The following is a 16998-nucleotide window of genomic DNA, read 5'->3' as shown; positions in this document are numbered from 1 at the left end:
CCGGGGGTGGACCCGGCGTGCCCCCGGCCGCGCGGGGCGGCCCCCGGGGGGGCCCCCCCATGGGTGCGGGCGGCGCCCCCGCCGTCGTACCGCTTGAGAAGGCGAAGGCAGGAGGCCGGTCAGCCCCTGACTCCTCCGTTTCCGTTGTTCCCGCCGTTCCCGTTGCCCTGGATGAAGCCGTCGGGCAAGGAGAACGTCGGGTTCGGGGTGGAGTTGCCGCCGTTGTTCCCGCCGTTCGTCGTGCCGCCGTCGCCCGTGTTGCCGCCGATGAGACCGCCGATCAGGCCGCCCGTGTCGTCGCCGTTGCGGCCGTGGCCGTTCCCGTTGCCCTTGTCGTGGTCGTCCTCGTCCGGGATGTCGACGAGGTTGAAGGACTCCGTCTGCTTGCCCTCCAGGGCGCCGGTCATGGCGTCCTTCCAGATCGGGCCGGGCGTGTCGGCGCCGTAGACCTCGCTGTGGAAGACGCCGCCGATGGTGATGTTGGTCATCTCGATGTTCTGCTTGGCGCTGCCGACCCAGACCGCGCCCGCGAGGTTCGGCGTGTAGCCGACGAACCAGGCGTTCTTGCGGGCGTCCGTCGTACCCGTCTTGCCGGCGCTCTCGCGGTCGTCCAGGCCGGCCTCCTGACCGGTACCGGAGTCGACCACTCCGCGCAGCAGGGTGTTGATGGTGTCGGCGGTCTTCTCGCTCATCGCCCGCGAGCAGGTCGACTTCGGCACGGGCAGGGACTTCTGCTCGTTGCCGACCTTCTGGGTGATCGACTCGATGGCGACCGGCGTGCAGTACATGCCGCGGTCGGCGAAGGTGGCGTACGCGCTCGCCATGGTCAGCGGGGAGAGGCCGATCGCGCCCAGGGCGATGGACGGGGTCTGCGGGAGCTTCGAGCCGTCGCCCTGGTGGACGTGGAGCGCGTCGGTCATCTTGACCACCGGGCACAGGCCGATGTCGGAGATCAGCTGGACGAAGTAGGTGTTGATGGACTTCGCCATCGCCTTCTTCATCTGGTACGGCCCGACCTCGGACTCGTTCTCGTTCTCGACCTGCTCGTTGTCCGTGTTGACCCACTGCTTGCCGTCGCACTGCTGGACGGGGCTCGGGTAGTTCATCTTGTACGGCGCCGAGTACTCCTGCGTCGCCGGCTTGCCGCCCTCGATGGCGGCCGCTGCCACGAACGGCTTGAACGTCGAACCCGTCGGGAAGCCGTAGTTGGAGCCGCCGTAGTCCCGGTCGACCGAGAAGTTGTACTCGGTCTCGTTCTTGTTGTAGCCGTACGGCTTCGACTGGCCCATCGCCAGGATCTTGCCGGTGCCGGGCTCCACCAGGGTGGCGGCCGCGGCGACCGAGTCGGCCTTGTAGACGTGGTCCTTGATCGAGGCCTGCACCGAGTCCTGGGCCTGCGGGTCCAGGGTGGTGCGGATCGTCAGGCCGCCCTGGTTCCAGAGCTTGGCGCGCGCCTCGCGGGTCTTGCCGAAGGTCGCGTCGGTGAGGAAGACGTTCTCGACGTACTTGCAGAAGAACCCGGCGCCCTTGGTGGCGGTGATGCAGCCGTTCTTGGGCTGGGTGACATGCAGGCCGAGCGGGGCTTCCTTGGCCTTGTCGGCCTCCGCCTGGGAGATGTCGCCGAGTTGGGCCATGCGCTCCAGCACCACGTTGCGCCGCTTGGTGGCCTCGGCCTCGTCGTTGACCGGGTCGTACCGGCTGGGCGACTGCACGATGCCGGCGAGCAGCGCCGACTGCTGGAGGTTGAGGTTCTTGGCGTGCTGGGAGAAGTAGCGCTGGGATGCGGCCTCGATGCCGTAGGCCTGCTCGCCGAAGAAGGTGATGTTCAGGTAGTTCTCGAGGATCTTCTTCTTGCCGAGCTTCTCTTCCAGCTGGATCGCGTACTTCAGCTCCTTGACCTTGCGGCCGAGGGTCTGCTGGGTGGCCTGGGCGACCTTGGTGGGGTCGTCGCCGGCCTCCTCGATGAAGTAGTTCTTCACCAGCTGCTGGGTGAGTGTGGAGGCGCCCTGGGCGACCCCGCCGCTCACCGCGTTCTTGTTCAGCGCGCGCAGGACGCCCTTCAGGTCGATGGCGCCGTGCTGGTAGTAGCGCGAGTCCTCGATCGCGACGATCGCCTTCTGCATGTACGGCGAGATGTCCTTGAGGTCCACCACCGTGCGGTCACGGGAGTAGACCTGGGCGATCTGGTTGCCCTTGCTGTCGAGGATCCTGGTCCGCTGGCTGAGCTGCGGGCTCTTCAGGTTGGCCGGGATGTCGTCGAAGCCCTGGACCGAACCCTTGGCCGCGAGGCCCAGGGCGCCTGCAGCGGGCAGTGCGATGCCCGCCATCACGGCTCCCGCGAGCACACTGACACCGAGGAATTTGGCGGCCTGCTGCGTGGTCGACAGACCACCGCCCGAGCGCTTCTTTGGCATGGGGGCAGCCTAATCCGTAGGGATGAGCATTCCGCGTGAGCGGCCTGCTCTCGGGATGTTCGAGTGCCGGATCGTGACATAGAGGGCGACGCGACCAGAACACCGGCCCGCCGCGGCCCGATCCGTCCGACCGCATGGCTGCGCCTCGCCGACGGCACGACGACATGAACGGTCTACCTTGCCATTCGCCGGACACACGTGCAGGCCTTGGCCTAAGCTGCTCTCAACTGTCACAGCAGCGCGGCCACGTATCAATACGTCCGGCGACCCCGAATCGTTCCGGAACCCGCCCATTTTTTTCGGGTGATGTGTTGAAGGCGTGTCCGAATCCGCCTCGTGTGTCATCCGGCGTCCGTTGTGGCGCACCACAGCTGTCCCGGTTTGCCGGGATGGTCACGGATGTCGCCAGCTCACTCCCGCGGGTGATCTGCCGCTTACCCATAGTCCGTTCGGGCCATTCAAGATTGGGCCCGAAGGGGGTGTTGCGCTGTGCCCACCTTCCGTAACGTCCTCAACTGGCGGCGGTGAATATGCCGCTGCCGCCGTGGGGGAGCCTCGATTCGGGAGAGGACGGCGCCGGTATGGGCTGGGTAACCGACTGGAGTGCGCAGGCCGCCTGCCGCACTACCGATCCGGATGAACTGTTCGTTCAGGGAGCAGCGCAGAACAGGGCCAAGGCGGTGTGCACCGGGTGTCCGGTACGCACGGAATGCCTGGCGGACGCGCTGGACAATCGCGTCGAGTTCGGCGTGTGGGGAGGAATGACCGAGCGGGAGCGCCGCGCACTGCTGCGCCGGCGGCCCACCGTGACCTCCTGGCGCAGGCTCCTGGAGACAGCGCGCTCGGAGTACGAGCGGGGGACCGGCATCGTCCCCCTCGACAGCGACGAGGTGTACGAGCACTACGCGGCAGTGAGCTGAATCACCCGCCGCACCACCGGCTGAACAACCCGCCGAACCTGCCGGAGGCATACGCCCACCGGAGACTCCGCGGGCATAGGACTACGGGCATACGACTACGGCATACGGCCGGCTACGGGCATACGACCGCCTACCGGTATACGACTCAGCAGCTTGGCTGGGGCCGGTTGGGCTACGGCAGCTCCGGCCGGCCGGCCGCGAGCCGGTCGCCGATGTCCCGCAGTCCCGCGAGGTCGTGCACATCGCCGGGCAGCGCGGCCACTTCCACCACGGCCACCTCGGGGTGGCGTGCGGTGAAGCGGTCACGTGTGCGCTGCTCGCGGGAGAGCAGCTGCATGCGCTCGGCGTGCAGCCTCAGCAGGCCTGCGGTGAGCTGGTCCACGGTGCGGTCCGGACCGCCGGAGGAGTCGGAGTCGGGCCCGGACGCGTTGGGCCCTGGCGCGGACGAGGGGGATTCGTCTGCCTGGGGTAGCTGGTGTGCCGGGGGCGTCTGGGGCGTCGTCGTCCCGTCGAGTCCGGACGAGGGGGAGCCGTCGGACTCGGACGCGGATGATTCAGAACTGCCGTACGTGTCGGGAGAGTTACGAAGTCCAGCTTTCCCGCCACCCTGATCCACAATGCGGGACTCCTCAAGATTTTCCGCGGCCTCAGGGTTTTCCGCGACCTCAAGGTTTTCCGCGGCGGCGAGCGCGCGCTCGGCGGACAACCGGGCGGCGCCGCTGCCGTGGACACGGTTGAGGACCAGACCGACCAGCGGCATGTCCTCCGCGGCCAGCCGCTCCACGAAGTACGCGGCCTCGCGCAGCGCGTCCCGCTCCGGAGCCGCCACCACCAGGAACGCCGTACCGGGCGCCTGAAGCAGCTTGTACGTCGCGTCCGCGCGCGTGCGGAACCCGCCGAACGTCGTGTCCATCGCGGCCACGAACGTCTGGACGTCCTTCAGCAGTTGCCCGCCGAGCAGCTTGCCGAGGGTGCCGGTCATCATCGACATGCCGACGTTCAGGAAGGCCATGCCCGCGCGACCGCCCAGCTTCGCCGGCGCGGTGAGCAGGCGGATCAGTTTCCCGTCCAGGAAGGAGCCCAGCCGCTTCGGCGCGTCCAGGAAGTCCAGCGCGGAGCGGGAGGGCGGGGTGTCGACGACGATCAGGTCCCACTCGTCCCGGGCCCGCAACTGGCCCAGCTTCTCCATCGCCATGTACTCCTGCGTGCCCGCAAAGCCCGCCGAGAGCGACTGGTAGAAGGGGTTGGCCAGGATGGCCGCCGCCCGCTCGGCGTCCGCGTGCGCCTCGACCACCTCGTCGAAGGTGCGCTTCATGTCGAGCATCATGGCGTGCAGTTCGCCACCGGCACGCTGCCCGAGGTCCTCGGCCGAATCGCCGCGTGACGCCTCTCCTCGGTCCTCGGTGCCCTTCACCTTCCGTGGCACGTTGTCGAGCGAGTCGATGCCCATGGACTGCGCCAGCCGCTTGGCCGGGTCGATGGTGAGCACGACCACCTTGCGGCCGCGCTCCGCGGCCCGCAGCCCCAGCGCCGCCGCGGTCGTCGTCTTCCCGACCCCGCCCGAGCCGCAGCACACCACGATCCGGGTGTTCCGGTCGTCGAGCAGCGCGTCGACGTCGAGCGCGGGCGCGTGGGCCAGTCGGCGCGTGCCGTCCTGCACCGGGTCCGGATCCGGAGCCGAAGTCATGACATCCCCTGTTTCCGCAGCTCGGTGGCGAGTTCGTACAGGCCTGCCAGGTCCATCCCCTCGGCGAGCAGCGGCAGTTCGTGCCGCGGCAGGTCCAGCTCGGCGAGGACCGCGCGCTGCTCGTGCTCCAGCGCGTACCGCTCGGCGTACTCGGCGGCCTGTGTTAGCAGCGGGTCCACCAGCTGCTCGGCCTTCCCGCCGCGCCGCGCCCCGCCCAGACCGGCGGTGGACAGCGTCTGCGCCACTGCGGTGCGCGGTACGGTCCGTACGAGTTCCAGGTCGGCCGCGTCCAACACCTGCGGCCGGACCATGTTCACGATGACCCGGCCCACCGGCAGCCGCGCCGCGCGCAGTTCGGCGATGCCGTCGGCGGTCTCCTGGACCGGCATCTCCTCCAGCAGGGTGACCAGGTGCACGGCCGTCTCCTTGGACTTCAGCACCCGCATCACGGCCTGCGCCTGATTGTGTATCGGGCCGATCTTGGCGAGCCCGGCCACCTCGTCGTTCACGTTCAGGAAGCGGGTGATGCGGCCGGTCGGCGGGGCGTCCATGACGACGTAGTCGTAGATGAACCGGCCGGCCTTGTCCTTCCTGCGCACCGCCTCGCACGCCTTGCCGGTCAGGAGGACGTCTCTCAACCCCGGCGCGACGGTGGTGGCGAAGTCGATCGCGCCGAGCTTCTTCAGGGCGCGGCCAGCCCCGCCGAGCTTGTAGAACATCTGGAGGTAGTCCAGAAGGGCCAGTTCGGGATCGATGGCCAGCGCATGGACCTCACCGCCTCCCGGCGCGACCGCGATCTTCCGCTCTTGGTAGGGCAACGCCTCCGTCTCGAAGAGCTGGGCGATGCCCTGCCGACCCTCGACCTCCACGAGAAGCGTCCGCTTCCCCTCGGTCGCGAGGGCCAGCGCGAGTGCGGCGGCGACCGTCGTCTTTCCGGTCCCGCCCTTGCCGCTGACGACCTGGAGCCTGCTCACATCTTCGAGACTAACCAGTCGGCCGGACACTCACGCGGGAGGCTGTGGATAACCGTGCGTACGGTCGGCCGCCGAGGCCGGTCGCAGCCGGCCGTCACTTGCCCGGTGGTCGGCCACGTGTCCCGTCCGTCACAGCGGATACAGTCGGCCCCATGACCAAGTGGGAATACGCAACCGTGCCGCTGCTCGTCCATGCCACGAAGCAGATTCTGGACACCTGGGGCGAGGACGGCTGGGAGCTCGTCCAGGTCGTGCCCGGGCCCAACAACCCCGAGCAGCTGGTGGCCTACCTGAAGCGGGAGAAGCCGTGACGAGCTCCGTCGAGGCCAAGCTGGCCGAACTCGGTCTTTCGCTGCCGGCGGTCGTCCCGCCGCTCGCCGCCTACCAGCCGGCCGTCCGGTCGGGTGTGTACGTCTACACCTCCGGCCAGCTGCCGATGGTGGACGGCAAGCTCCCGGTCACCGGCAAGGTCGGCGCCGAGGTCACCGCGGAGGAGGCCAAGGAACTGGCCCGCACCTGCGCGCTGAACGCCCTGGCCGCCGTGAAGTCCGTCGCCGGTGACCTGGACCGCATCGCGCGTGTGGTGAAGGTCGTCGGCTTCGTCGCCTCCGCGACCGACTTCACCGGCCAGCCCGGCGTGATCAACGGCGCCAGCGAGCTGCTCGGCGAGGTCCTCGGCGACAAGGGTGTGCACGCGCGCAGCGCGGTGGGCGTCGCGGTACTGCCGCTGGACGCACCGGTCGAGGTCGAGGTCCAGGTCGAACTGCTGCCGTGACGGCATCCGGCCGGTAGCTGCCGTAACGCATCCGGCCGGTAGCTGCCGTAAGTGTTTCCCGTGGCACCTCCGGGTGCCCCGGAGCCCCTCTCGAACATTCGCTCCCCACGGGATAGCCTCCGGTAATGGCCGATGGACAGTGGTATCCCCCGGAGTGGCCGGACCGCATCCGCGCACACGCGGAGGGCACCCTCGTGCCGGTGACCCCGAAGCGCGCGGCGACCGTCCTGCTCCTGAAGGACGCCCCCGGCGGTCCCGTCGTCCACATGCTGCGCAGACGCGCCTCCATGGCCTTCGCCGGAGGCGCGTACGCGTATCCCGGCGGCGGTGTCGACCCGCGCGACGACGACCAGCAGGTCCGCTGGGCGGGCCCCACGCGCGCGTGGTGGGCGCAGCGGCTCGGTGTCGACGAGGCGGGCGCCCAGGCGATCGTCTGCGCCGCCGTGCGGGAGACGTACGAGGAGGCCGGCGTCCTGCTCGCGGGCCCGGCCGCCGACGCCGTGGTCGGGGACACCACCGGGGACGACTGGGAGGCCGACCGCGCGGCCCTGGTCGCCCGTGATCTGTCCTTCGCCCAGTTCCTGGACCGGCGGGGCCTGGTCCTGCGCTCGGACCTGCTGGGCGCCTGGACGCGCTGGATCACCCCGGAGTTCGAGACCCGCCGCTACGACACCTGGTTCTTCGTCGCCGCCCTCCCGGAGGGCCAGCGCACCCGGAACGCCTCCACGGAGGCCGACCGCACGGTGTGGATCCGCCCGGCGGAGGCGGCCGCCGGGTACGACAAGGGCGAGCTGCTGATGATGCCGCCCACCATCGCGACCCTGCGCCAGCTGATGCCGTACGGCACGGCCGCCGAGACCCTCGCGGCGGCGCCCGCGCGGGACATGACCCCGGTGCTGGCCCGCGCCCGCCTGGAGGACGGCGAGATCGTCCTGACCTGGCCGGGCCACGACGAGTTCACCAAGCACATACCGACCGACCTCACGACCGGGGGAGCCTGAGCATGACGAACGCAGCAGCCCTGCCCGGCCAGCCGCGCGGCGGGGTCCTCTCGGGTCCCGCCACCGCGCGGGCCGTCAACGTGCTGGCGCCCAACGCCTCCGTGATGACCCTGGACGGCACCAACACCTGGATCGTCACCGAGCCCGACTCCGACCTGGCCGTCGTGATCGACCCAGGCCCGCTGGACGACGGCCATCTGGAGAACGTCGTCGACACGGCCGAGAAGGCCGGCAAGCGCATCGCGCTCACCCTCCTGACCCACGGCCACCCCGACCACGCCGAGGGCGCCGTCCGCTTCGCCGAGCTGACCCGCACGCGCGTGCGTGCCCTCGACCCGGCGCTGCGTCTGGGCGACGAGGGGCTGGCGGCCGGCGACGTGATCACGACCGGCGGCCTGGAGCTCCGGGTCGTACCCACCCCCGGCCACACCGCCGACTCCCTCAGCTTCCACCTCCCGGCCGACCGCGCGATCCTGACCGGCGACACCATCCTGGGGCGTGGCACGACGGTGGTGGCCCACCCGGACGGCCGCCTGGGCGACTACCTGGACTCGCTACGACGGCTGCGCTCCCTGACGGTCGACGACGGCGTCCACACGGTCCTACCGGGCCACGGACCCGTCCTGGAGGACGCCCAGGGGGCCGTCGAGTTCTATCTGGCCCATCGCGCCCACCGGCTCGCCCAGGTCGAGACGGCCGTGGAGAACGGCCACCGCAGCCCGGCCGAGGTCGTCGCCCACGTCTACGCGGACGTGGACCGCTCCCTGTGGCCCGCCGCGGAACTGTCGGTACGGGCCCAGCTGGACTACCTCGGCGAACACGGACTGATCTAGCCGCAGCCCGCAGCCCGCAGCCCGCAGCCCGCAGCCCCGGGAGCCCGCAGACCTGGTACCTGGACGGATCCAGCCCCTGGGCCGGGTCTACTCCCAGCCCACGGGTCTGGGGGTCTTCACGCCGTGCACGCGCGCGTACTCGTCCGCCAGCCAAGGGCCCAGGTCGTCGACGTACGACCGCAGGACCGTACGGTCGCCGACGGGCTCGTACCCCAACCCGGCCGCGCGGCGCAGCTGTTCGGCCCGCTCCGGGTAGTAGCCGGCGAACACCTCGGCCATCTCCCGCAGATCGCTGGTCCAGCCGTTCCAGCGGGGCATGACGAGGGTGAAGCCGGTCCGCACCAGATGCCGTGACATGAAGCGCACCAGGGGCCGCAGGGCCTCCTCGCTGTCGCCCGCGGCCGCGATCCGCTGCCGCCAGCGCGGCAGGTACCGGGCGAGGTCGCCGTTGGTCTCGCGGGCGAGCAGGGAGTCGGGGCGGTAGCGGGGCAGATACTCGGCGAGGTCCTCGCCGAGCAACGGGGTGCACAGACAGGCCACGAACCAGCCGATGTCGTACCGCTCCCGCTCGTCGAGCACCCGCGCGCGGGAGAAGAGCAGGGTCCCGACCCCGTCGATCTCCGGGAACTCCTTGTCGACGGCCTGGCCGAGGCCAAGGGCCGCGTCCAGGTCGGCGGTGCTCGGCTCCGTCCGCAGGACGATCACCAGGTCCAGGTCGCTGCGTCCCACGCGCGCGGTGCCGCGCGGGATCGACCCGTAGAGGTAGGCGCTGTCCAGCCGCGCCCCGAAGACGTCCAGGACGCGGTCGCGGGCGGCGGCGACCACGGGGCGGAACACGTGCGGCACGCGCGCGTGCGAGCCCTCGCGCTCGATGAAGCCCAGGGGGTCGAGACCCCGGGACGAGACTGTTTCAGGCATGGGGAACCAAATACCAGCCCGTCCGGCGCTTGAGGACGAGGCCGAAGGCCGACGATGCGGGGGTCTGGGGGCGGCAGCCCCCAGGAACCGGCGCCTACCGAGACCGCTTCGCCAGACGCTCGACATCCAGCAGGATCACGGCCCGCGCCTCCAGACGCAGCCACCCACGCTGCGCGAAGTCCGCCAGCGCCTTGTTCACGGTCTCGCGGGACGCGCCGACCAGCTGGGCCAGCTCCTCCTGCGTGAGGTCGTGGACGACGTGGATGCCTTCCTCGGACTGCACACCGAAGCGGCGCGACAGGTCCAGCAGGGCGCGCGCGACCCGACCCGGGACGTCGGAGAAGACCAGGTCGGACATGGCGTCGTTGGTCTTGCGCAGTCGGCGGGCGACGGCGCGCAGCAGGGCGGTGGCCACCTCCGGGCGGGCGTTCAGCCAGGGCTGGAGGTCACCGTGGCCCAGACCCAGCAGCTTGACCTCGGTCAGTGCGGTCGCCGTCGCCGTACGCGGGCCCGGGTCGAACAGCGACAGCTCGCCGATCAGTTCGCCGGGGCCGACGACGGCGAGCATGTTCTCGCGGCCGTCGGGGGAAGTGCGGTGGAGCTTGACCTTGCCCTCGGTGACGACATAAAGCCGGTCGCCCGGGTCGCCCTCGTGGAAAAGGGAGTCGCCACGCGCGAGGGTCACCTCACTCATGGAGGCACGCAGCTCCGCGGACTGCTCGTCATCGAGCGCCGCGAAGAGCGGGTTGCGCCGCAGAACGTCGTCCACGAGTTCTCTCCTTGTCGACCTGCTCAGGGGATCTTGCTCCCCCTTGGTACCAGGGGACCGTGCTCCCCATTTTGCCGGAGGATTCAAACAGTGTGATCTGTCACAAGGATGCCGCACAGGTGTCCCGAGGTAAGCGGCAGGGGTCCAATCGGGGGCTGATCTTCCGGGTCCGGGGCGGATGTCGGTGCCGGGCTCTAGGCTGGCCGGGTGTCCAAATCGCCGGTGAGAGCACAGGCCAAGGGGGCTGGGCAGGTGGTTGTACGTCGTGATTCCGCTGTGGGCGAACAGGGGTCCGATGCTGCCTCTGATGAGCCGAAAAGGGCGACGAAAGCGGCAAAGGCGGTAAAGAAGGTCGCGGTGAAGAAGACGGTGTCGAAGAAGGCGGTAGCGAAGAAAACGGCGGTGGCGAAGAAGACAGCGGTGGCGAAGAAGGCGGCAGCGAAGAAGGCGGCACCGGTGAAGACCGCGGCCGCGCAGACGGGTGCCCAGCGGTCCGCGTCCAAAGCCGCCGCGTCCAAGAAGGCCGTATCCAAGAAGGCCGCGTCCAAGCAGGCCGTCGCCGAGAAGCCGCAGGTGGCCTGGAAGCCCGAGTCGCACACCGCCCTGGTGCGCCGTGCCCGCCGGATCGACCGCGAACTCGCCGAGGTCTACCCGTACGCCCACCCCGAGCTGGACTTCGAGAACCCCTTCCAGCTGCTGGTCGCCACGGTGCTCTCCGCCCAGACCACCGACCTGCGCGTCAACCAGACCACCCCGACGCTGTTCGCGAAGTACCCCACCCCCGAGGAACTGGCCGAGGCCAACCCGGAGGAGGTCGAGGAGATCCTGCGGCCGTGCGGTTTCTTCCGGGCCAAGACCAAGTCGGTGATAGGGCTCTCCAAGGGCCTGGTGGAGTCGTTCGGCGGCGAGGTCCCGGGGCGGCTCGAAGACCTCGTGAAGCTGCCCGGCGTCGGCCGCAAGACCGCCTTCGTGGTGCTGGGCAACGCCTTCGGACGCCCTGGCATCACCGTGGACACGCACTTCCAGCGCCTGGTCCGCCGCTGGCGGTGGACCGCGGAGACCGACCCCGACAAGATCGAGGCGGCCGTCGGCGCGCTGTTCCCCAAGAGCGAGTGGACGGACCTCTCGCACCATGTGATCTGGCACGGCCGCCGGATGTGCCACGCCCGCAAGCCCGCCTGCGGGGTCTGTCCCATCGCGCCGCTCTGCCCGGCCTACGGCGAGGGCGAGACCGACCCGGAGAAGGCGAAGAAGCTGCTCAAGTACGAGAAGGGCGGCTTCCCCGGCCAGCGCCTCAAGCCCCCGCAGGCGTACCTGGACGCGGGCGGCAGGCCGGCGCCGCCGCTGGGCGCCGCATCAGGGACATGACCCAGGGATCTTCTGAGGGGCGAGAAACGGAACGATCGAGGAGTCTTCGGGCGTTGGAACGGGCAGGCGGGGGCAGCAGGGCAGGACGGGGGACGCCATGACACAGGGCGGCAAGGCGCACACGGGGGATCCGCAGGCGGGCGTGGCGCTCAGCAAGGACGGCCTGCCGGAGTGGCTGGACCCGGTGGTGCGGGCCGCCGAGACGGTCCAGCCGGTCCAGCTGAGCCGCTTCCTGCCGCCGGAGAACGGCGCGGGACGGCAGTCGGCCGTGCTGATCCTGTTCGGCGACGGCGAGCAGGGGCCGGAGCTGCTGCTCATGGAGCGGGCCGGCAGCTTGCGCTCGCACGCCGGGCAGCCCTCGTTCCCCGGCGGCGCCCTCGACCCCGAGGACGGCGACCCGAAGGCCGACGGGCCGCTGCGGGCCGCTCTCCGTGAGGCCGAGGAGGAGACCGGGCTCGATCCGGCCGGTGTGCAGCTGTTCGGGGTGCTGCCCAGGCTGTACATCCCGGTGAGCCACTTCGTGGTCACCCCGGTGCTGGGCTGGTGGCGCGAGCCGAGCCCGGTGGGGGTGGTGGATCCGAACGAGACGGCGAGGGTCTTCACGGTCCCCGTGGCGGATCTCACGAATCCGACCAACCGGGCCACCGCCGTGCACCCCAGCGGCCACCGAGGTCCGGCATTCCTGGTCGAATCGACCTTGGTGTGGGGGTTCACGGCCGGGGTGATCGACCGGCTGCTGCACTACGCGGGATGGGAGCGCTCCTGGGACCGCGAGAAGCTGGTCCCGCTCGACTGGCGGTCATGACAGGGTGTCCACCGTGAATGTGCTGGACATCCTGTTGCTGGTCGCCGCCGTGTGGTTCGCGATCGTCGGCTACCGCCAGGGGTTCGTCGTCGGCATCCTGTCGGTGATCGGCTTCCTGGGCGGCGGACTCGTCGCCGTCTACGTCCTGCCGGTGATCTGGGACGCGGTGACCGACAACGCCGAGGTGGGCACGACCGCCGCGGTGGTCGCCGTGGTCGTCGTCATCGTCTGCGCCTCGGTCGGCCAGGCCCTGACCACGCATCTGGGCAACAAACTGCGCCGGTACATCACCTGGTCCCCGGCCCGCGCGCTGGACGCCACCGGCGGCGCGCTGGTCAACGTGCTGGCGATGCTGCTGGTCGCGTGGCTGATCGGCTCCGCGCTCGCGGGCACCACGCTGCCGACGCTCGGCAAGGAGGTCCGTAACTCCAAGGTGCTCCTCGGGGTGTCCAGAGCGCTGCCCAGCCAGGCCGACACCTGGTTCGCGGACTTCTCCGCGGTCCTCGCGCAGAACGGCTTCCCGCAGGTCTTCAGCCCCTTCGCCAACGAGCCGATCACCGATGTCTCGCCGCCCGACCCGGCGCTCGCGAACAGCGCGGTGGCCACCACCGCCAGGCGGTCCATCGTCAAGGTGACGGGCACCGCGCAGAGCTGCGGCAAGATCCTGGAGGGCACCGGCTTCGTCTTCGCCGACCGCCGTGTCATGACCAACGCGCACGTGGTCGGCGGCGTCGACAAGCCCACCGTCCAGATCGGCGGCGAGGGCCGCAAGTACGACGCCAGGGTCGTCCTGTACGACTGGCAGCGCGACATCGCCGTACTCGACGTGCCGGACCTGTCGGCGAAGGCCCTGAAGTTCTCCGCGGCGGACGCCGAGACCAGCGACAGCGCGATCGTCGCCGGGTTCCCGGAGAACGGGTCGTACGACGTCCGTGCCGCCCGGGTGCGCGGCCGTATCACCGCCAACGGCCCGGACATCTACCACCGCGGCACCGTCCGCCGTGACGTCTACTCGCTGTACGCGACCGTCCGCCAGGGCAACTCCGGCGGCCCGCTGCTCACGCCCCAAGGCAAGGTGTACGGGGTCGTCTTCGCCAAGTCACTGGACGACGCCGACACCGGGTACGCCCTCACGGCCGACGAGATCCAGGCGGACATCGCCCGGGGCCGTACCGCGAATCAGCAGGTCGGGACCGACAGCTGCGCGCTGTGAGGGATCATGTGCGGGTATGGCGCAGACGGACCGAGACCCAGCGGGCCCGGCGGCGCAGGATATGCGGAATCCCCACCCTGAGGTCCGTGCCCGGCAACTGCGGGGCGGCTCCTCGATGGGAGTTCAGACCGCCTGTCGTACGGCGGTTGCGGGGTGCGTCACTGTAGTCGTGCGTCCAGCCCATACCCCGACGTCTGCCCCCGCCCCAAGGTCGATAACCTCCGGCGCGGCCCTCAATCGGCCTATGCGCGGGGCATGTGGCCGTTCGTAGAACAGGTGTGCAGATCCGGATACCGGGCGCATCGGCGCGGTCACCGATCGGGCTCGGGGTCTTTCAGCCAGTTGACCAGTTCGGTGGAGAACGCGACCGGGTCCTCCTCGTGCGGGAAGTGCCCGAGCCCGTCGAACAGCCGCCAGCGGTACGGGGCTTCGACGTACTCGCCGGAGCCGGCCGCGCTGCGGGTGCGGGCCACCGGGTCCAGGGAGCCGTGCAGATGCAGCGTCGGGACGCGCACCGGGCGCTTCATCCGGCGGTTGAACTGGATGCCGTCCGGGCGGGCCAGCGAGCGCACCAGCCAGCGGTACGGCTCGATCGAGCAGTGCGCGGTGGAGGGGATGCACATGGCCCGCTGGTACGTCTCCACCGTCTCGTCCTCGGGCAGCCGCGGCCCCGACCAGTCCCGGATCAGCCGGCCGACCAGCGCCCCGTCGTCGGCGGTGAGCTGCCGCTCGGGGACCCATGGCCGCTGGAAGCCCCAGATGTAGGAGGCGGCGGCGGACTGCCGGCGGTCCCGGAGCATCGCCGAGCGCCAGCGCCTCGGGTGCGGCATGGACACCACCGCGAGCCGCCGGACCAGCTTGGGGCGCATCGCGGCCGCGGTCCACGCCAGATAGCCGCCCAGGTCGTGACCGACCAGCGCGGCGTCCGGCTCGCCGAGGGAGCGGATCACGCCGGTGATGTCGAGGGCGAGGTTGGCCGGGTCGTAGCCGCGCGGGGTCCGGTCGCTGCCGCCGACGCCCCTGAGGTCCATGGCGACGGCCCGGAAGCCCGCGTCGGCGAGCGCGACCAGCTGGTGCCGCCAGGTCCACCAGAACTCCGGGAAGCCGTGCACCAGCATGACCAGCGGGCCGTCGCCGAGTTCGGCGATGTGGAAGCGCGCGCCGTTCGCCGCGACGTCCCGGTGTGTCCAGGGGCCTTCGAGCCGTACGGCCGAGGGGGCGGGATCGCTCATGACGACGAGCGTCCCACAGCCTCGATGGCCGGCACGTCATCCCTGGGGAGGGCCGGACGCGGATGCGGCTTGGCGTTCTGCAGTACGCCCGCCGTCTCCTTCACCGACGCGGCGACCTTCTGCGGGCCCTGGCCCTTCTTGGCCTTCTTCGCGAACACCACGCCGATCAGCGCGAGGGCGACGGCTACCAGGACGTTCGCCGCGAAGGAGAGCAGGAAGCAGATCGCGAGGTTCCAGTGGCTCCAGGTCCGAATGCCGTAGGCCAGCGCGAAGTTGAGCATCGGCAGGGAGAACAGCAGCAGCACACCGGCCGCCGAGAAGGCGCCGCCGCTCGTCGCGCCCCGCTTGACGTCCTGCTTCAGCTGGGCCTTGGCCAGCGCGATCTCGTCGTGCACCAGCGCCGACATCTCGGCCGTGGCCGAGGCGAACAACTGGCCGATGCTGCGTTCGGCACCGACCGGGCTGCCGTCGGGTGCGCTCATCGCGGTCTCCCTCTGCGTACTTGTCATCGTCTTTTGTACCGTCTCGTCAGATCATGCCGGACGGTTGCCCTGCGCGCCCGCCCCGCCCGGCACTTCGGCAGGCGCGTCGTGCCTGTGACGGCCTTCGGCGGCCCCTGCCCGGTCGTGCCCGTGGCGGCCCTCGCCGGCCCCTACCCGGCCGCCTGCCCGGCTTTCTCGGCGGCTATGCGGCGGTGTTCGGCGGCCTTGCGGTCGTAGATCGCCGCCATCCGCAGGTGGTACGCCGGGTCGTCCTGCTCGTAGACGTCCGGGATGCCGTCGAGGTCCTCGTCCCGCTCCTCGGCCTCGACGAGCCGGCGGTAGCGGGCGTTGCGTATCTTCAGCAGCACCGTGGCGCACAGGGCCGCGATCAGCGAACCGGTGAGTACTGCGGCTTTGACCTCGTCGGTGAGCACGGTGTCGCCGTCGAAGGCGAGTTCGCCGATGAGCAGCGACACGGTGAAGCCGATGCCGGCGAGCGAGGCGACCGCGAAGACGTCGCCCCAGGCCAGGTCCTCGCTGAGCGAGGCCCGGGTGAAGCGGGCGGTGAGCCAGGTCCCGCCGAATATCCCGACCGTCTTGCCGACCACCAGTCCGAGGACCACCCCGAGCGTCTCGGGTTTGCCGAACACGTCTCCGAGCGCTCCTCCGGACACCTTCACGCCGGCGCTGAAGAGCGCGAACAGGGGCACGGCGAGCCCTGCCGACAACGGTCGCACCAGATGCTCGATGTGCTCGCCGGGGGAGTGCTGCTCACCCTCACGGGTGGTGCAGCGCAGCATCAGGCCCATGGCGACACCGGCGATGGTCGCGTGCACGCCGCTGTTGTACATCAGCGCCCAGATGACGAGCGCGAGGGGCACGTACACGTACCAGCCGCGTACGCCCTTTCTCAGCAGCAGCCAGAAGACGGCGAGGCCCAGGGCCGCGCCGCCGAGCGCGGCGAAGTCGATCCGGGCGGTGAAGAAGACCGCGATGATCAGGATCGCGAACAGGTCGTCGACGACCGCGAGGGTGAGCAGGAAGGCGCGCAGGGCGCCCGGCAGCGAGGTGCCGATGACGGCCAGCACGGCCAGCGCGAAGGCGATGTCGGTGGCCGTGGGCACCGCCCAGCCCTGGGTGGAGCCGCCGCCGGCGAGGTTGGTGAGGGTGTAGACGAGCGCCGGTACGACCATCCCGCACAGCGCGGCGACCACCGGCAGCACGGCCGCCTTCGGGTCCCGCAGGTCGCCGGCGACCAGCTCGCGCTTGAGTTCGATGCCGGCGACGAAGAAGAAGACGGCGAGCAGGCCGTCGGCGGCCCAGTGGGTGACGGACAGGTTCAGGCCGAGGGTGCCGGGGCCGAGGTGGAAGTCGCCGACGATCTCGTAGCTGTGGTGCAGCGCGGGTATGTTCGCCCAGACCAGCGCGGCTATCGCGGCGATCAGCAGCAGCACACCGCCGACGGTCTCGGTCCGCAGCGCGTCCGCGACGAAGGTCCGTTCGGGCAGCGAGAGCCGGCCGAGGACCTTGCGGGCGGGGGTGGTGCGGGGCGCGGACACGGAGACCTCCGGTCGGTGGGCAGGACGGGTCTACTTGCCGACCAGACT

The 16998-nt window shown here is 70.4% G+C and carries 17 protein-coding genes; 8 read left to right on the top strand and 9 right to left on the bottom strand.

Features of this window, described 5'->3' with window-relative positions; all coding sequences use genetic code 11:
• Positions 1–119: 119 nt before the first annotated feature.
• A complete protein-coding gene (locus tag ABZ642_RS36370) occupies positions 120–2414 on the bottom strand; it encodes a transglycosylase domain-containing protein (protein WP_360492415.1) in 2295 nt (764 codons plus the stop codon).
• Between the two features lie 581 nt (positions 2415–2995).
• On the opposite strand from ABZ642_RS36370, the gene wblA reads away from it, so the two are divergent.
• Positions 2996–3334 carry a transcriptional regulator WblA gene (gene wblA / locus ABZ642_RS36365; RefSeq protein ID WP_067046754.1) on the top strand — a complete coding sequence of 113 codons (339 nt, stop codon included), beginning with the start codon at positions 2996–2998 and terminating at the stop codon, positions 3332–3334.
• Between the two features lie 172 nt (positions 3335–3506).
• On the opposite strand, the gene ABZ642_RS36360 is transcribed toward wblA, so the two are convergent.
• Together ABZ642_RS36360 and ABZ642_RS36355 are read right to left on the bottom strand one after the other, a co-directional pair.
• The gene (locus ABZ642_RS36360; RefSeq protein ID WP_360492412.1) at positions 3507–5021 is read right to left on the bottom strand and encodes an ArsA family ATPase; all 1515 of its coding nucleotides are present in this window, start codon (positions 5019–5021) and stop codon (positions 3507–3509) included.
• Positions 5018–5995: an ArsA-related P-loop ATPase gene (locus tag ABZ642_RS36355; RefSeq protein ID WP_360492409.1), complete on the bottom strand. Its 978-nt coding sequence runs from the start codon at positions 5993–5995 to the stop codon at positions 5018–5020. The genes ABZ642_RS36360 and ABZ642_RS36355 overlap by 4 nt, the downstream gene beginning before the upstream one ends.
• Positions 5996–6147: 152 nt before the next feature.
• Between ABZ642_RS36355 and ABZ642_RS36350 the strand changes: the two genes are divergently transcribed.
• The 4 genes from ABZ642_RS36350 (at position 6148) to ABZ642_RS36335 (ending at position 8604) form a co-directional block, all read left to right on the top strand.
• Entirely contained in the window at positions 6148–6306 is a 159-nt protein-coding gene (locus ABZ642_RS36350) for a DUF4177 domain-containing protein (RefSeq protein WP_019992579.1), read from the top strand.
• Positions 6303–6770 carry a RidA family protein gene (locus ABZ642_RS36345; RefSeq protein WP_360492406.1) on the top strand — a complete coding sequence of 156 codons (468 nt, stop codon included), beginning with the start codon at positions 6303–6305 and terminating at the stop codon, positions 6768–6770. The genes ABZ642_RS36350 and ABZ642_RS36345 overlap by 4 nt, the downstream gene beginning before the upstream one ends.
• 125 nt (positions 6771–6895) lie before the next feature.
• Positions 6896–7771 carry an NUDIX hydrolase gene (locus tag ABZ642_RS36340; protein ID WP_360492403.1) on the top strand — a complete coding sequence of 292 codons (876 nt, stop codon included), beginning with the start codon at positions 6896–6898 and terminating at the stop codon, positions 7769–7771.
• Between the two features lie 2 nt (positions 7772–7773).
• Positions 7774–8604 (top strand): MBL fold metallo-hydrolase, encoded by an 831-nt coding sequence (locus tag ABZ642_RS36335; protein ID WP_360492400.1) that lies wholly within the window; start codon positions 7774–7776, stop codon positions 8602–8604.
• An 87-nt stretch (positions 8605–8691) separates the two neighbouring features.
• Here the strand turns inward: ABZ642_RS36335 and ABZ642_RS36330 are convergent, their stop codons facing one another.
• Positions 8692–9522 (bottom strand): nucleotidyltransferase domain-containing protein, encoded by an 831-nt coding sequence (locus ABZ642_RS36330; RefSeq protein ID WP_360492397.1) that lies wholly within the window; start codon positions 9520–9522, stop codon positions 8692–8694.
• A 94-nt stretch (positions 9523–9616) separates the two neighbouring features.
• Complete coding sequence (locus ABZ642_RS36325; protein ID WP_018547939.1) at positions 9617–10291, bottom strand: Crp/Fnr family transcriptional regulator; 675 nt, start codon at positions 10289–10291, stop codon at positions 9617–9619.
• Positions 10292–10660: 369 nt separating this feature from the next.
• On the opposite strand from ABZ642_RS36325, the gene nth reads away from it, so the two are divergent.
• The 3 genes from nth (at position 10661) to ABZ642_RS36310 (ending at position 13677) form a co-directional block, all read left to right on the top strand.
• Complete coding sequence (gene nth / locus ABZ642_RS36320; RefSeq protein ID WP_360492429.1) at positions 10661–11659, top strand: endonuclease III; 999 nt, start codon at positions 10661–10663, stop codon at positions 11657–11659.
• A gap of 97 nt (positions 11660–11756) precedes the next feature.
• A complete protein-coding gene (locus ABZ642_RS36315) occupies positions 11757–12464 on the top strand; it encodes a CoA pyrophosphatase (RefSeq protein ID WP_360492394.1) in 708 nt (235 codons plus the stop codon).
• Between the two features lie 13 nt (positions 12465–12477).
• A complete protein-coding gene (locus ABZ642_RS36310; RefSeq protein ID WP_360492427.1) occupies positions 12478–13677 on the top strand; it encodes a MarP family serine protease in 1200 nt (399 codons plus the stop codon).
• Between the two features lie 4 nt (positions 13678–13681).
• Here the strand turns inward: ABZ642_RS36310 and ABZ642_RS36305 are convergent, their stop codons facing one another.
• The 4 genes from ABZ642_RS36305 to nhaA all read right to left on the bottom strand — a co-directional run bounded on the left by ABZ642_RS36305 (position 13682) and on the right by nhaA (position 16950).
• Positions 13682–13861 carry a hypothetical protein gene (locus tag ABZ642_RS36305; RefSeq protein WP_360492391.1) on the bottom strand — a complete coding sequence of 60 codons (180 nt, stop codon included), beginning with the start codon at positions 13859–13861 and terminating at the stop codon, positions 13682–13684.
• Positions 13862–13988: 127 nt separating this feature from the next.
• Positions 13989–14909, bottom strand: a complete 921-nt coding sequence (locus ABZ642_RS36300) for an alpha/beta hydrolase (protein ID WP_360492389.1) — start codon at positions 14907–14909, stop codon at positions 13989–13991.
• Complete coding sequence (locus ABZ642_RS36295; RefSeq protein WP_360492386.1) at positions 14906–15391, bottom strand: phage holin family protein; 486 nt, start codon at positions 15389–15391, stop codon at positions 14906–14908. Before ABZ642_RS36295 ends, ABZ642_RS36300 begins: the two co-directional genes overlap by 4 nt.
• A gap of 170 nt (positions 15392–15561) precedes the next feature.
• Positions 15562–16950: a Na+/H+ antiporter NhaA gene (gene nhaA / locus ABZ642_RS36290; RefSeq protein WP_360492383.1), complete on the bottom strand. Its 1389-nt coding sequence runs from the start codon at positions 16948–16950 to the stop codon at positions 15562–15564.
• Between the last annotated feature and the right edge of the window lie 48 nt (positions 16951–16998).

This window comes from Streptomyces sp. NPDC007157, assembly GCF_040634235.1.
Taxonomy (GTDB): domain Bacteria; phylum Actinomycetota; class Actinomycetes; order Streptomycetales; family Streptomycetaceae; genus Streptomyces.
Note: the sequence above shows the minus strand (reverse complement) of the source record. Positions and strands in the feature narration are given on the sequence as shown.

Excerpts from the sequence above, each read along its gene's own strand:
- ABZ642_RS36370 (WP_360492415.1), bottom strand. The coding sequence starts at position 2,414 with ATGCCAAAGAAGCGCTCGGGCGGTGGTCTGTCGACCACGCAGCAGGCC.
- wblA (WP_067046754.1), top strand. The coding sequence starts at position 2,996 with ATGGGCTGGGTAACCGACTGGAGTGCGCAGGCCGCCTGCCGCACTACC.
- ABZ642_RS36360 (WP_360492412.1), bottom strand. The coding sequence starts at position 5,021 with ATGACTTCGGCTCCGGATCCGGACCCGGTGCAGGACGGCACGCGCCGA.
- ABZ642_RS36350 (WP_019992579.1), top strand. The coding sequence starts at position 6,148 with ATGACCAAGTGGGAATACGCAACCGTGCCGCTGCTCGTCCATGCCACG.
- ABZ642_RS36340 (WP_360492403.1), top strand. The coding sequence starts at position 6,896 with ATGGCCGATGGACAGTGGTATCCCCCGGAGTGGCCGGACCGCATCCGC.
- ABZ642_RS36335 (WP_360492400.1), top strand. The coding sequence starts at position 7,774 with ATGACGAACGCAGCAGCCCTGCCCGGCCAGCCGCGCGGCGGGGTCCTC.
- ABZ642_RS36330 (WP_360492397.1), bottom strand. The coding sequence starts at position 9,522 with ATGCCTGAAACAGTCTCGTCCCGGGGTCTCGACCCCCTGGGCTTCATC.
- ABZ642_RS36315 (WP_360492394.1), top strand. The coding sequence starts at position 11,757 with ATGACACAGGGCGGCAAGGCGCACACGGGGGATCCGCAGGCGGGCGTG.
- ABZ642_RS36305 (WP_360492391.1), bottom strand. The coding sequence starts at position 13,861 with ATGGGCTGGACGCACGACTACAGTGACGCACCCCGCAACCGCCGTACG.
- ABZ642_RS36300 (WP_360492389.1), bottom strand. The coding sequence starts at position 14,909 with ATGAGCGATCCCGCCCCCTCGGCCGTACGGCTCGAAGGCCCCTGGACA.
- ABZ642_RS36295 (WP_360492386.1), bottom strand. The coding sequence starts at position 15,391 with ATGAGCGCACCCGACGGCAGCCCGGTCGGTGCCGAACGCAGCATCGGC.